This is a genomic window from Loigolactobacillus zhaoyuanensis (assembly GCF_003946385.1).
GTDB lineage: Bacteria > Bacillota > Bacilli > Lactobacillales > Lactobacillaceae > Loigolactobacillus > Loigolactobacillus zhaoyuanensis.
This window is the reverse complement of the sequence record NZ_RHOE01000063.1, coordinates 1-13,048: the sequence shown is the minus strand read 5'-3', so window position 1 is coordinate 13,048 and position 13,048 is coordinate 1. Positions and strand designations below refer to the sequence as shown.

At 44.7% G+C, this 13,048-nt stretch carries 13 protein-coding genes and 1 tRNA gene; 10 read left to right on the top strand and 4 right to left on the bottom strand.

Going from position 1 to position 13,048, the window contains the following annotated elements:
• Positions 1-243: 243 nt before the first annotated feature.
• The 4 genes from EKM76_RS10760 to menC are packed head-to-tail and all read left to right on the top strand — an operon-like array spanning position 244 to position 5,146.
• Positions 244-1,557 (top strand): isochorismate synthase, encoded by a 1,314-nt coding sequence (locus EKM76_RS10760; RefSeq protein WP_125550666.1) that lies wholly within the window; start codon positions 244-246, stop codon positions 1,555-1,557.
• Entirely contained in the window at positions 1,547-3,232 is a 1,686-nt protein-coding gene (gene menD, locus EKM76_RS10755) for a 2-succinyl-5-enolpyruvyl-6-hydroxy-3-cyclohexene-1-carboxylic-acid synthase (protein WP_125550665.1), read from the top strand. Before EKM76_RS10760 ends, menD begins: the two co-directional genes overlap by 11 nt.
• Positions 3,225-4,031, top strand: a complete 807-nt coding sequence (menH, locus tag EKM76_RS10750) for a 2-succinyl-6-hydroxy-2,4-cyclohexadiene-1-carboxylate synthase (protein WP_125550664.1) — start codon at positions 3,225-3,227, stop codon at positions 4,029-4,031. Before menD ends, menH begins: the two co-directional genes overlap by 8 nt.
• A gap of 2 nt (positions 4,032-4,033) precedes the next feature.
• Entirely contained in the window at positions 4,034-5,146 is a 1,113-nt protein-coding gene (gene menC / locus EKM76_RS10745; protein WP_125550663.1) for an o-succinylbenzoate synthase, read from the top strand.
• A 12-nt stretch (positions 5,147-5,158) separates the two neighbouring features.
• On the opposite strand, the gene EKM76_RS10740 is transcribed toward menC, so the two are convergent.
• Complete coding sequence (locus EKM76_RS10740; protein ID WP_125550662.1) at positions 5,159-6,487, bottom strand: APC family permease; 1,329 nt, start codon at positions 6,485-6,487, stop codon at positions 5,159-5,161.
• A gap of 217 nt (positions 6,488-6,704) precedes the next feature.
• Positions 6,705-7,601, bottom strand: coding sequence for a phosphogluconate dehydrogenase (NAD(+)-dependent, decarboxylating) (gene gnd / locus EKM76_RS10735; RefSeq protein WP_125550661.1), 897 nt, complete (start codon positions 7,599-7,601; stop codon positions 6,705-6,707).
• A gap of 150 nt (positions 7,602-7,751) precedes the next feature.
• Between gnd and EKM76_RS10730 the strand changes: the two genes are divergently transcribed.
• A complete protein-coding gene (locus EKM76_RS10730; RefSeq protein ID WP_125550660.1) occupies positions 7,752-8,603 on the top strand; it encodes a MurR/RpiR family transcriptional regulator in 852 nt (283 codons plus the stop codon).
• A 76-nt stretch (positions 8,604-8,679) separates the two neighbouring features.
• Here the strand turns inward: EKM76_RS10730 and EKM76_RS10725 are convergent, their stop codons facing one another.
• Positions 8,680-9,045, bottom strand: a complete 366-nt coding sequence (locus EKM76_RS10725) for a DUF4828 domain-containing protein (RefSeq protein WP_125550659.1) — start codon at positions 9,043-9,045, stop codon at positions 8,680-8,682.
• A 376-nt stretch (positions 9,046-9,421) separates the two neighbouring features.
• On the opposite strand from EKM76_RS10725, the gene EKM76_RS10720 reads away from it, so the two are divergent.
• The 5 genes from EKM76_RS10720 (at position 9,422) to EKM76_RS10700 (ending at position 12,873) form a co-directional block, all read left to right on the top strand.
• The gene (locus EKM76_RS10720) at positions 9,422-10,432 is read left to right on the top strand and encodes a Gfo/Idh/MocA family protein (RefSeq protein ID WP_125550658.1); all 1,011 of its coding nucleotides are present in this window, start codon (positions 9,422-9,424) and stop codon (positions 10,430-10,432) included.
• The gene (locus EKM76_RS10715; protein ID WP_125550657.1) at positions 10,422-11,687 is read left to right on the top strand and encodes a DEAD/DEAH box helicase; all 1,266 of its coding nucleotides are present in this window, start codon (positions 10,422-10,424) and stop codon (positions 11,685-11,687) included. The genes EKM76_RS10720 and EKM76_RS10715 overlap by 11 nt, the downstream gene beginning before the upstream one ends.
• The gene (locus tag EKM76_RS10710) at positions 11,674-12,012 is read left to right on the top strand and encodes a PTS lactose/cellobiose transporter subunit IIA (RefSeq protein ID WP_125550656.1); all 339 of its coding nucleotides are present in this window, start codon (positions 11,674-11,676) and stop codon (positions 12,010-12,012) included. The genes EKM76_RS10715 and EKM76_RS10710 overlap by 14 nt, the downstream gene beginning before the upstream one ends.
• Before the next feature lie 69 nt (positions 12,013-12,081).
• A complete protein-coding gene (locus EKM76_RS10705; protein WP_125550655.1) occupies positions 12,082-12,495 on the top strand; it encodes a DUF3284 domain-containing protein in 414 nt (137 codons plus the stop codon).
• A 304-nt stretch (positions 12,496-12,799) separates the two neighbouring features.
• A tRNA-Arg gene (locus tag EKM76_RS10700) sits at positions 12,800-12,873 on the top strand.
• Positions 12,874-12,930: 57 nt separating this feature from the next.
• On the opposite strand, the gene EKM76_RS10695 is transcribed toward EKM76_RS10700, so the two are convergent.
• Positions 12,931-13,048: IS3 family transposase (locus EKM76_RS10695; protein WP_164507606.1), on the bottom strand; the 118-nt coding region annotated here is incomplete at its 5' end.

The following is a 13,048-nucleotide window of genomic DNA, read 5'->3' as shown; positions in this document are numbered from 1 at the left end:
TCCAAGGAATCCAAGACGCGCTTAACCACCGGCCACGTCGGAGCTTGAACTACAACTGCGCCAGTGAACTATTCATTGATTTAGATGATTAACTATACCAATTTATAAGAATAGGTCGATACTGTTGCACTTGATTTGACAATTTGGGGGCTTTTTTTAGGTTAGACTTGGCTAAAAGTTGGTGGTCAACTATAATATGATAGCGCATAATAAAGCGATAAAAACGATGAGAAGAGTGAAGACGTGTTACAAGCAAGAAAAACAGCAATTTCGTGGACGCAAGCGCAGTGGCAAGATTTTGAAAATCGTGGGCTGCAATTAGAGCATTATGCAGCTTTTGAAAGTGCTGATCAACAGGTTGCTTGGTATGGCTTTGGTGCGTTAGCCACTTTTACGCCAACTAGTGCAACAACTGCATTTCAAGAAGTAGCTACTTGGCTGGCTGGTTTGCAACAAGAACTGGCGACCACGGCGCTGCGCCAGGATTTAGCTATTTTAGGTGGCTTTGCTTTTACGACATTTAGTCAGCAACACAATGCGTGGGGCGATTTGGCTAATGGTTATTTTATTTTGCCACGTTTTTTGGTTAAGCGTACGTCTACGGAAACTGCGCTGATCGAGCTGACCCGAAATGATTTTGCAAGTGATGACAGTCTGGTTGACTTTGAAAACTTTTTGCCAATGGTGGCAGCGGTTCAAGCGACTAATGGGCATTTAAATAGTACCGAGCAAGCTGCAGCCTGGCAGCAGGCCGTGCAGCAAGTTGTGCAACGATTACAAACCGATCCACACTTGCAAAAAGTAGTGCTGGCCCGAACGTTGCAAGTGACGAACACGCAGCCATTCAGTAACGCACGCTTATTACGAGCGTTGCGTCAAACGCAGACGGCCGTCTATCATTTAGTTTTAAAAGTGGCCGATCAACTGTTTATTAGTGCGACGCCGGAGCGGTTGGTAGCAGTCACCGGTAAGCGACTAGCAACAGCGGCCGTCGCTGGTACGGCTGCGCGGGCAGCTGATTTGCAGGTAGATACGACCTTAGGTGCAGCGTTGTTGCATGATCAGAAGAATCGCGTGGAACAACAAATCGTCGTTCAAGCAATCCAGCGCCGTTTACAGCCCTTGGTTACTAATTTAGTGATTCCAGCACAGCCACAATTATTAAAAAGCCAGCAGGTGCAGCATCTATATACACCGATCACGGCGCAGTTACGACCAACCGTTGATTTATTTAAAGTGGTTGCAGCGCTGCACCCCACGCCTGCGCTAGGTGGGCAGCCGTCCGTCAGTGCGTTACCGCTGATTCGGCAGTTAGAGTCGGAATACCGCGGCTTGTTCGGTGCGCCATTTGGATACGTAACTTTTGCTGGGGACGGTGAATTTGCGGTGGCGATTCGCTCAATGCTAGTGCAACAACGGCAGGCATTGTTATTTGCTGGCGCCGGCATCGTCGCAGCATCACAGCCAGCAGCAGAAGTTCGCGAAACAGCGTTGAAATTTCAGCCCATGTTGCAACTATTACAGCAACAGGTAGGAGATATTAGTAATGAAAAATGAAACCCTAACGTTAAATACACACCGTTTAATTAGTGGCTTGGTGGCCCAGGGTGTGCATGATTTTATAGTATCACCGGGCTCACGCTCAACGCCGGTCGCCTTATTGTTGGCAGAGCGCGTGCGGCAGCAATCAAGTTTACGACTTTATGTGGATGTGGACGAACGTTCGGCCGCTTTTTTTGCATTAGGCATTGCTAAAACACGCCAAGCGCCAGTAGCGTTACTTTGTACTTCGGGAACGGCGGCCGCGGAATATTTACCGGCGTTGGCGGAAGCTCATTTGACTCACGTCCCGTTGGTTGTTTTAACCACGGATCGACCGCTGGAACTAACTAATATTGGTGCACCGCAAGCTATTGAGCAGACGGATCTATATGGTAAACAAGTCAAGCAATCACAGCGTATAGATTTACAAGTAGCTGGTAATGAAAATGCCGACTTTATCGCTTTTCAAAGTCAACGTAGTGTATTAACAGCGCTGGATAACCCCAGTGGCCCAGTACAGCTGAATTTACCGCTGCGTAAGCCGCTACTGCCAGATTTAGACATAACGCCGCCGGCTATTAAGCAACTAGCAGTGGCGCCTGTTACAGCCGTACTAGCACCCGATACTTTGACTGAATTAGTGGGCCAACTACAAGTAAAAAAGGTGTTGTTACTGGCGGGACCAGAAGAAACGCCTACTTACCGTGCTGGCTTATTGGCGTTGAGTAAAAAATGTCATTGGCCAATTTTGGCCGATAACTTGGCTAATTTGCGGGGACGCGGCACTGTTATTACTGATTATGATTTGTTGTTTCAAGCACAGACACGATTACCAGCGGCACTACAGCCAGAAGTGATTTTGCGTTTTGGCGGGACACCTGTATCGGCACCGTTGATGCAGTGGCTTGGTCAACAAACGGTCCCCGTTTATTTAGTTGGAGCACAGCGGCAATTAGCCGATTATAGTCGCGCGACTACTCATGTATTGGCTGTAGATGAACAATCGTTCTTAACCGCACTGACGACGGCGCTACCGGCGCAAAATACTGGTTATTTTGATGATTGGCAGCAAATTAGTCAACGATTACAGGCACAATTAAATGTGCCGGCGACCTTAAACGAAGTAACGACGGTACAAACTTTAGATCGTGCACTACCAGTTGCTAGCCGGTTGTTTATCAGTAATAGTATGCCGATTCGCGACGTAGAGGATTTTTATCAGGGACAACAAGTGCGCGAACTTTATTGTAATCGTGGTGCTAATGGAATCGATGGCGTTGTTTCTACTGCAGCTGGGATGGCGACGTTAGGTGGGGCAAACTATTTGTTGATCGGTGATCTAGCCTTATTTCATGATATGAATGGTTTGATGATGGTGCGTCGTTATCAATTGCCGTTAACGGTAGTCGTTATCAATAATAATGGCGGCGGAATTTTTTCTTTCTTACCACAGGCCAGTGCCGCTGATTATTTTGAAGATTTATTTGGTACGCCACAAGCGCTGGATTTGGCTAAAGTCGCTGCATTGTATGAACGTTCTTACCAAAAAGTAACGACGATAACTGAATTTGAACAGGCTTTAGCAGCCGATGCGCAATTGATCGAAGTCGTTTCGCAACGCACGACTAATTTGCAATTACATCGCCAGTTGATCCGAACCGTGCAAGAAAGCTTGGCCAATCATGATTAAGCGGGAAATCCTGATTCGCGGACAAGTTTATCGTTTAACGACGTGGGGCCAACCGCAGGCGCACGCTTGGTTATTTTTGCACGGTTTTATGGGTAGCAGTGCTGATTTTGCGCCATTTGCGACTAAATTGTCAGGTTACCGCATCAGTTTAGATCTATTAGGCTTCGGCCCGCAAGCAGCTACAGTGCCGGCTACGCGTTTGGCAATGACCCCGCAAATTCAGGATTTAGCGGCCTTGTTAGCCGAATTAGGGGTGACTCAAGTCAATTTAGTTGGTTATTCGATGGGTGGCCGGTTAGCATTGGGCTTTACGCTGGCGCAACCGCAACTAGTCGGCCATTTATTCTTAGAAAGTAGTACCGCTGGTTTAGCCGATGACTTACAGCGCCGACAACGGCAGCAACATGATCAACAATTAGCACAAACGATTTTACATAATGGTTTAACTGCTTTTGTTGACTATTGGACGCAGCTACCGTTATTTGCGAGCCAGCGCCGATTACCCGCTGCGCAACAACAGCGAATGCGCCGACAACGACTGCAACAAAACCCACAGAATTTAGCTTCTTCCTTGTTACAAATGGGTACCGGAAGCCAACCTAATTTTTGGCCTTGTTTAGCGCAGGTCGGTGTGGCGGTGACTTTAATTGTTGGTGCGCAGGATCAAAAATTCAGCCAACTGGGACAACAGCTGCAGGCACGATTATCACGATCCAGCTTAGTGACGATAGCGAGTGCCGGTCACAACACTCATTTTGAAGCGCCAGACCAATTTTTGACTGCTTTGATTGGAGGTTAATGATGCAAATTACCAAGCTTCATTTACAAAAAATTGCGCTACCTTTGCAGACACCATTTATAACAACACATGGCGTCACCAAGGTACGCACCACAACATTGGTCACTGTTTATTTAGCGGACGGTAGTAGTGGGGTTGGCGAGCTAACGGCCTTCACTGATAGCAAGTATCTCCCAGAAACACAGGCCAGTGCGTGGACGGTATTACAAGAAGAAATCGTGCCGCTTTTACATCGATTTAATTTTACGCAGCCTACCGAGTTAGCTAGTTATTTGCAACGAAATATACGTGGTAACCAGTTGGCACGCGCAGCAGTCGAAACGGCGACTTGGGCGGCGTTTGCGCAGTTACAACAACAACCACTAGCCAAATTAATTGGTGGTAGCATCTGGCCAGTTCCAGTTGGCATTAGTTTAGGTCATTTTAAATCAACAGAGGAATTATTGGCACAAGTTGCTGAAAGTGTTGCTAGTGGGTATCAGCGAATTAAGCTGAAATTAACTGGGGTCGCCGATGTGGCGCAAGTTCAGGCAGTCCGGGCAGTTTATCCTAAATTAATGTTGCTGGTAGATGCTAACTCAGCGTTTACCACTGCCGATTTATCGGCGCTACAACAATTGGATCAATTAGGTCTAGCTTTGATTGAACAGCCGCTAGCTGCCGATGATTTTGTCCAGCATGCTTGGTTACAACAGCAACTGAGTACGCCGATTTGTTTAGATGAAAATATTTTGTCGTTAGCCGATGTCCAAACGGCGGTCGCACTAAAGAGTTGTCGTGCGATCAATTTGAAAATAACTCGGGTTGGCGGATTAACCACGGCTTTGGCGATTGTTGATTATTGCCGGCAGCACCAAGTACAAGTATGGTCCGGGGGCATGCTGGCTAGCGGCATCAGTCGCGCTTTTGATCTTGCGTTAGCCAGTCGGGCTGAATTTACGTTACCAGGCGATATTTCGGCTAGCGAGCGTTACTTTAAGCAGGATGTGTTGCAGCAACCGTTAGTACTTGAGCAAGGGTGCTTGCAACTATCTGCGACGCCAGGACTTGGTGTCACAGTCGATCAAAAAGTAGTCCAGCAACAATTACAAGCAGAATGTTGGTTGAGCATATAAAAAAACCGAACGCTAAGGCGTTCGGTTTTTTAGCCATTTATGGCCATAATATAACGGTAGGCCGATTGCAGTTAGCCCTAGTCCAACTAGCGCTAAACCAAGTTGGGTGAATAAAGTTTCCAGTAAGATGAAAACACCACCAGCAAAAGCGATTAGAGGGACTACCGGGTAACCGGGCACTTTATATGGGCGGACCATTTCTGGTTCCCGTCGCCGTAAAATAAATACTGCGACAAAGATCATGGTGCTAAAAATCCAAATTACAAAGACTAACATATCGGTTAACAAATCAAAGCTGCCTAATAACATCATAATGATAGCGACAAATAATTCGAATAGGCCAGCAACGTAAGGAACTTTGGTACGCGGTGTCAAGCGCTGGAAGTATTTACTGAGGGGCAACTGATCTTCATATGCCAAGGCAAAGGGTACTCGCATCCCAGTAAGGGTAAAACCATTGATGGCACCATAAACCGAAATCAGAATACCAATCGTGACTAACTTACCACCTAGCATGCCGAAAATTTGCTGCGCTGCATCAGCCGCTGCATTTAGGTTACCTTGTAGGTCAGTTAATGGTAAAGTGCGTAAAAAGACGAAATTGATCACAACGTAGATCAGTGTGATCAAAGCTAAACCGAGTACGATCGCCAGTGGTAGATCACGCTGTGGCCGTTTTAATTCACCAGCAATACTGCCGACATTCAGCCAGCCATCATACGCAAACATTGTTGCAAGTAAGCCACTACCTAAAGCGGTCCAGAAACCTTGGTGTGGTGCAGCAGCCAGCGGCAATAACGAAAAGTGGACTGGCGCTGGCGCCAACAAACCGAAAATAACGATCAAAGCGATCGGAATCAATTTGAAAACTAGGGTCACGACTTGCACGGCGCCACCGACACGTGCACCAAGAAAATTGATCAAGGTGATGCTGGTTCCACACAGTATCGCCAGTGGAATCAACAAGCTAGGTGCTAGCTGAAATAGATTGATCAATTGAGTGCTAAAAATAATTGATAGTGCTGCGACATTGGCCGGAAAATAAATCAGCATTTGGACCCAACCTAACAGGAATGCCCAAGGTTTGCCATAGGTATATTCAATATATTTGATCGCGCCTCCGGTTTGCGGAATTGCAGTCGCTAGTTCAGCAACGGTTAAGCCAGCACAAATAGTTAGAATACCACCAAGTAGCCAAACAAATAAGGTTAAGTTAGCACTGCCTGCCTTGGTGGTGACACTGGCCACCTTGAAGAAGACACCACCACCGATCACGGTACCCATCACGGTTGCCAAAGCAGAGGCTAAACCCATTTCGCGCTTAAGTCCATTTTGCTCCATAGCACAAATTTCCTCTCTATAATAGAATAAGAGATGTAGAATAAGCGGATTATAGCATGGATTTCTGAAAATTTAGTTAGATTTGATGCACTAAATTGATAAGAAACTTCGGGTCTTTGCGTTTAAATTTTAATGAGCATGGCAATTTTGATTACAAAATGTCGCCAAATAAAAAACGCCAACCAAAACTATCTTGGTTAGCGCTGAATCATTGATTTTATTTTTTATCGACAGCGTGGCCGCCGAACTGATTACGTAGCGCTGCGACGACTTTACCAGTATAAGTATCATCTTCCAGTGAGCGGTAACGGTTCATTAGACTAGCAGCGATGACTGGAGTCGGAACTTGTAGACGAATGGCTTCTTCCAGCGTCCATTTTCCTTCGCCGGATGAATACATTTTACCTTGTAAATGTTCTAAGCCAGGATCAGCGGTGAAGGCTTGAGCCGCTAGTTCCATGAGCCAACTGCGAATAACTGAACCGTGATTCCACATATCGGCCACAGCAGCGTGATCGTATTTAAATTCACTATGGTCAAGCACATCGAAACCTTCAGCAATCGCCTGCATCATGCCATATTCGATTCCATTATGAATCATTTTTAAATAATGGCCACTACCGACAGCGCCGGTGTAGAGATAACCAGAAGGTGCCGCAATTGATTTAAAAATAGGTTCGATCGTGGTGAATAAGGCTTGATCGCCGCCGATCATAAAGTTACCATCATTGAGCGCGCCAGCCATACCGCCAGAAGTACCCACGTCAAAAAAGTGGATCCCTTGAGCGACCAATAATTCATTGTGAGCGATCGAATCGCGGTAAAATGAGTTGCCGCCATCAATAACAATGTCGCCGGCGGTTAATTTTTGACTTAGGTCAGTAATAACGCTTTGTGTGATCTTGCCGGCAGGAACCATTACCCAAATAATACGAGGGTGGGGTAATTGCGCAATTAATTCAGCAACGCTGGCTGCTGGTTGTGCACCAACTGCTGCCGCTTGTGCCCGTGTGTTTTCGTCAAGATCGTAAGCCACGACTTGATGGTCATGTGTTTGTAAATTAGTGACCAAATTCAACCCCATCTTACCTAAACCAATCATGCCTAATTCCATTTCTTAACGTCCTTCTTTCATCAGTTGTCGTTTGCAGTATACGAAAATTTTTTTCTTAAATCAAGTAGAATTTGATGAAAATATTTTTCCGGTCGTTTCGATTATGTTATACTGAATTTAATAAAAATTCGTGGTGTGGGGGCAAGCGGGATGAATGAAATTAATCAGCGAGTTCAACAGTTTACTGCTGAATTGTCCAGTGCCGAAAAAAAACTGGCGGCTTTTTTGCAGCAACCACAAAATTTACCAGAAAACCTGACGATCAGTAGCTTAGCTCAAGCCAGCAAAGTATCCACTGCAACAATTTCACGTTTTGCTAAAAGCTTAGGCTACGCCAATTTTGCTGCTTTACGAGTAGCTTTGATCAGTGAGGCGCAACAGCAGGGGTCACTATTTGAGGAAGTCGAAGCTACGGATGACGCCTTGACCGTGGCGCAAAAAGTCTTTGCAGCTAATCAGCATTCCTTAGCTAGTACACTAGCCTTATTGAACCAATCTGACTTGGAAAAAGCTGTTCAATTATTGACTACGGCGCGTAAAGTTAGTTTTTTTGGCTTAGGCGGGTCAAATATCGTTGCGGCCGATGCCTACCATAAATTTATGCGCACGCCGCTTGATGTGAGTTTTAATGCTGATTATCATTTACAGTTGATGCAGGCGGCTCGCTTGCAAGCAGTGGATTGTGCGGTCGTTATCTCGCATACAGGCCGCGATGAACAGCTGCTACAGCTAGTTCAACAGTTGCGGACTAATCATGTACCAATGATCGTGTTAACTAGTTTTGGTAAGTCAGCTTTAGCGCAGAAAAGTGCGGTGACTTTTATTTCACTGGCCGATGAATCTAAATATCGTTCGGAAGCCTTGGCGGCAATGCTGGCTCAAATCAGTATTATGGACACGTTATTTTTATTGGTCAGTTTAGCATTGCCGACTGCGACGCAAGCTACTTTTGAACAAATTCGCCAAGTGATCGGACAAACGCGACGTGGCTCGATAAATTGATTAACTGTGCGAAGCAAAAAAGGCTGGACATAATTTTATTTATGTCACAGCCTCATTTTTATTGGCACACTCTTTTTTAGCGTGGTTTATTGTTTTGTTGGATCAGATAGGTGCGGTGATCAGCTTCATCATAAATTTCAAAGGGGCGTTCATAGGCGGCTGTGATTTGTAGTTCATAGCCATATTGATCGAGAAACAATAATTGATGTGGAGTCAAGGCAGTAACGGTGCCAGCTAATGGGTGACTGTCAATGCTGATCGCTAGCTGTGGAGAAATCTGGAGTTGATGGTGTCTTGATTGTTTGATATCGTAGAAAAGCCAAGTTCCTGCATAGATCGTTGCTAGATTATTATTAACGGCTGCTTTAACCGGCCATTTTAATTTAGGTAACTGAATTTTTTGTAGCAAAGTTTGACTACGACCAATAATTCCTTTTAACATCAGGCCCTGCACCTTTCTCGTGACGGCGGCAACAATCAAGCTCCCAACCATGATTTTTCAGCTGCTTTCCGGCGGCAAAATAGGACTTGTATTCGTTCGGTTCTTATTAGCTTCATGATACCACGTTTAACGATATTATGACTGAAAACAAGTTTGAAATTATAAGTTAACTTAGATCAGATATCATTGTGGCTCAGTAGTAACTACAATCGATGTGTTGCTGTTAGATTTCGCCGGGATAACACAGGCTAAATAAACGCAGGATCATCGCTTTTTCAGGCTAACTAAGGTAAAATTAAGCCTAGAAAGCAATCCATGATCTAAGCTGTGGCTTGATGTTTTTACCCAGATCGTTATAGAGAGGAAAGGTAAAGTTATGTTAAAACTTGGTATTATTGGGACTAATTGGATCACAGAGCAGTTCGTTGAGGCAGCATTGGCGACCGGCAACTATCAATTGACCACTGTCTATTCGCGCAGTCAGGCAAAAGCGCAAACTTTTGCAGATAAGTTTCAAGTAACCGAAACGTTTACTGATTTAGATCGTTTTTTCGCGGCAGGTCAGTTTGAAGTTGTCTACATTGCTTCGCCAAATAGTTTGCATTTTGAACACGCTAAATTGGCGATCGCGGCGGATAAACATGTGATCGTTGAAAAGCCAGCCTTTTCCAATCCTAGTGAGATGGCTAATATTACGGCACTTTTATCGAACAAGCCTAACCTATTCTTATTTGAAGCGGCGCGTCATGCGCATGAGCCGAATTTTAAAGCAGTCCAGAAGGCGGTTGGTCAATTAGACCGATTACAAGGTGCTGTGCTAACCTATATGAAATATTCATCACGTTATGATCAAGTTTTGGCTGGCAAAGAACCAAATGTTTTCTCGCCACGCTTTTCCGGCGGCGCCTTGCAGGATCTAGGCGTATATGTTGTTTATGATGCAGTGGCATGGTTCGGTGTGCCAGAAGCAATGCATTATTATGCCAGCCTCTTGCCTACGGGTGTTGATGGTAAAGGAACCGCGATTTTACGTTATACTGACTTTGATGTCACTTTAATTATTGGCAAAAACGCAACTTCGAATTTACCATCAGAAATTTATGGCTTACACGAAACACTTGAATTAGGCGATAATGCGGCTGATCTACAAACGGTCAACTTACAGCGTGGGACGGAAACAAAATTGTTGAGTACACCGCCAGCAGCTAACCCAATGATCCATGAAGCAGAAGATTTCCACCGAATGATCACTGAAAACGATCGGACAGCGGCAACTGAAAATATGCAGTTAAGCCAGCAGGTCAATCAAGTACTATATGATTTACGCCGTTCAGCAGGAATCGTATTTGCTGCGGACATAGAGGAGCAGAAAAATAATGGTCAGTAAGATTTTTGAACCAGTGTGGCAGGAACTTGGCTTTGACGAACCAACCGCTATTCAAACAGCGGTGTACCAACCTTTAAAAGACGACGATTCTGTTCTTGGTTTGGCCCCAACAGGCTCAGGGAAAACCTTGGCTTTTGCCTTACCATTATTAGAAAAAATCGTTCCAGGTGATGGTTTACAGTTATTGATTTTAGCGCCGGCACAAGAATTAGCAATGCAAGAACGAACCGCTATTCAGCCGTTTGCCAAAGCAGCAGGAGTGAAAATTCAGGCCGTTGTTGGTGGTGCAAATGTTCGTCGTCAAATCGAACGCTTAAAGCAAAAGCCAGAAGTTATCGTCGCAACGCCTGGCCGGTTATTAGAATTGATCGATCAGCGTAAAGTTAAGATGCACACGTTACAAACCATCGTGGTCGATGAAGCTGACAAGTTGTTAACTGATGAAAGTCGCGAACGAACCCGTGATGTGGTCCGGCGTGCACCAGGTGAAACTCAATTAGCATTTTTTTCGGCAACTAAAATCCCGGTACTAGACGAATTACCTAAATGGTTCGCCGTACCGGTAACGCTGATCGATGTCCGCGCTGAAGACACCAGTGCTGGCGAAGTTCAACAAATTTTCTTAGACGCACCAATTCGGAAACGCGTAGATCTATTGCGGCGTTTAAGTCACATCGATGATTTTTATGGCTTAGTCTTTTTTGCCACATTAGCTGAGTTGGAAAAAGTGGCAAAAATTTTAAGTCATCAACATGTACCAGTGGCTATTTTGGATAGTGAATTGCGGCAAACAGAACGTGAACAGGCGTTAACGGCATTGCGTAAACGCCAAATCAAGTTATTGTTGACCACTGATGTTTCTGGTCGTGGTTTAGATATCGCTGCGTTGCCAGCAGTGGTTAATTATGATCTACCACCAGACTTGATCACTTATATTCATCGTGCTGGGCGAACGGGGCGGATGGGTCATGCTGGTTGGGTCATTACGTTAGGTAACGAGCGCCAATATCGTGATTTAAAGCAACTGGTTCGTAGCCGCTATCAAGTTGAGCGCGGTTATTTATATCAAGGAACTTTGTCCACGACTAAGCCCGAGCATGAGCAACACCAACCTAAGAAAAAATCGCCAGCACCGGCAGCTAAAAAAGAGGCTGTATTGGTGAAGGCGAAGAAGAAAAAACAGCGTCAACGTAATCGATTGAACAAGGGTAAGCGGAAAAAAGTAGACGAAGGCGATAATCATGATCGAGCATAATGTAGCCGAGGTCATGACGATCATGACCAGTAGTACTGAAGCACATCGTTTATTGGAAGCAGCGTTAACTGCTGCAAAAGCTGATGATTTTGCGTTAGCACGGCACAACATGCAGGCAGCTGATGTGGCACTAACTGAAGCTAATAATGCACAAACCACGCTGTTAACGCGCGAAGCCCGTGGTCAAACGGTACCAATGACGTTGCTGTTGATCCACGCACAAGATCATTTGATGAGTACGGTCACTTACCGCGATGCCGTAAGTGAGTTAGTCACGTTATACCAAAAAATCAATGGGCTTCTAGCACAAAAATTATCTGAATGATTTTAATTTTGATGTGGATAGCGTATACTAACAAGCAGCGAATGACATTGCTTATGGAGGTGACCGTAAATGAGAATTGAACAGTTACTAAACGTTCCGGCAGCATTTCTTTATCGTCAAATTATCGATGCGGAACTTTTTGAGATCCATGCCCATACAGGCCGCCAGTTAACTGCAGCACAACTGGAAGGCTTTACTTATCAGAAACAATTGGACGATGCGACGCGAGCACAGGTTACAATTACCAAAAATGTGCTCGATCGCAGTTATCATTATCAAACGGTCACTGCATATAATCGTTATGAAGTGAAATATGATATGCTACCAGTTGAAACCGATAAGAGCAAAATTGTTTATGAAGAAAGAATAATTGCTCGTGCGTGGTATCAGCGCTTACTCGACTTTTTCAGCGATACACTGCTTGGTGGTTTGCGGCGCCATAACTTTAAGAAAATGTTTTTACAAATAGAAAAGTCATATTAAAGCACAAAAAATCCGCTGATCAGCGGATTTTTTTGATTAAAGCTTGATTATTGGATGGTCACCGCGATGTTTACAAATCTTTTTAGATTCGTGAATATGCGTATGATTATATCCAGTAATATATAATATGAGTAAAATAAGCGTGAGCAAAGCTACCATAAATTCACTTCCCTTGTATATGGCGCTGTGGACAAAAATAACTATACTAGGATACCATAATGCGATCAATTGACAACCTTTGTGCACAAAGATGTCTGATCGAAGTATTTACAAGAACTTAAAACCATGGAATAATAGAGTGTACGGCCCCTTAGCTCAGCAGGATAGAGCAATCGCCTCCTAAGCGATAGGTCACCGGTTCGATTCCAGTAGGGGTCATAAGTAGGTATTTAAAAAGTAGCGACATGAAGTGAACCCCAAATATTGGACGAAACTTTAAGCGACTTTCTGGGTGGTAAGAACACGGTATTTAACCGGGCTCTTACCACCCAGTTTTGTTTTGATTCGTGTGACATTATAATATTGAATCCAGTTCGATACGGCTAAAGTTAAT

Bases quoted from the DNA above. Each gene is read 5' to 3' on its own strand.
- menD (WP_125550665.1), top strand. From the start codon at position 1,547: ATGAAAAATGAAACCCTAACGTTAAATACACACCGTTTAATTAGTGGC.
- menH (WP_125550664.1), top strand. From the start codon at position 3,225: ATGATTAAGCGGGAAATCCTGATTCGCGGACAAGTTTATCGTTTAACG.
- menC (WP_125550663.1), top strand. From the start codon at position 4,034: ATGCAAATTACCAAGCTTCATTTACAAAAAATTGCGCTACCTTTGCAG.
- EKM76_RS10740 (WP_125550662.1), bottom strand. From the start codon at position 6,487: ATGGAGCAAAATGGACTTAAGCGCGAAATGGGTTTAGCCTCTGCTTTG.
- gnd (WP_125550661.1), bottom strand. From the start codon at position 7,601: ATGGAATTAGGCATGATTGGTTTAGGTAAGATGGGGTTGAATTTGGTC.
- EKM76_RS10730 (WP_125550660.1), top strand. From the start codon at position 7,752: ATGAATGAAATTAATCAGCGAGTTCAACAGTTTACTGCTGAATTGTCC.
- EKM76_RS10725 (WP_125550659.1), bottom strand. From the start codon at position 9,045: ATGTTAAAAGGAATTATTGGTCGTAGTCAAACTTTGCTACAAAAAATT.
- EKM76_RS10720 (WP_125550658.1), top strand. From the start codon at position 9,422: ATGTTAAAACTTGGTATTATTGGGACTAATTGGATCACAGAGCAGTTC.
- EKM76_RS10715 (WP_125550657.1), top strand. From the start codon at position 10,422: ATGGTCAGTAAGATTTTTGAACCAGTGTGGCAGGAACTTGGCTTTGAC.
- EKM76_RS10710 (WP_125550656.1), top strand. From the start codon at position 11,674: ATGATCGAGCATAATGTAGCCGAGGTCATGACGATCATGACCAGTAGT.
- EKM76_RS10705 (WP_125550655.1), top strand. From the start codon at position 12,082: ATGAGAATTGAACAGTTACTAAACGTTCCGGCAGCATTTCTTTATCGT.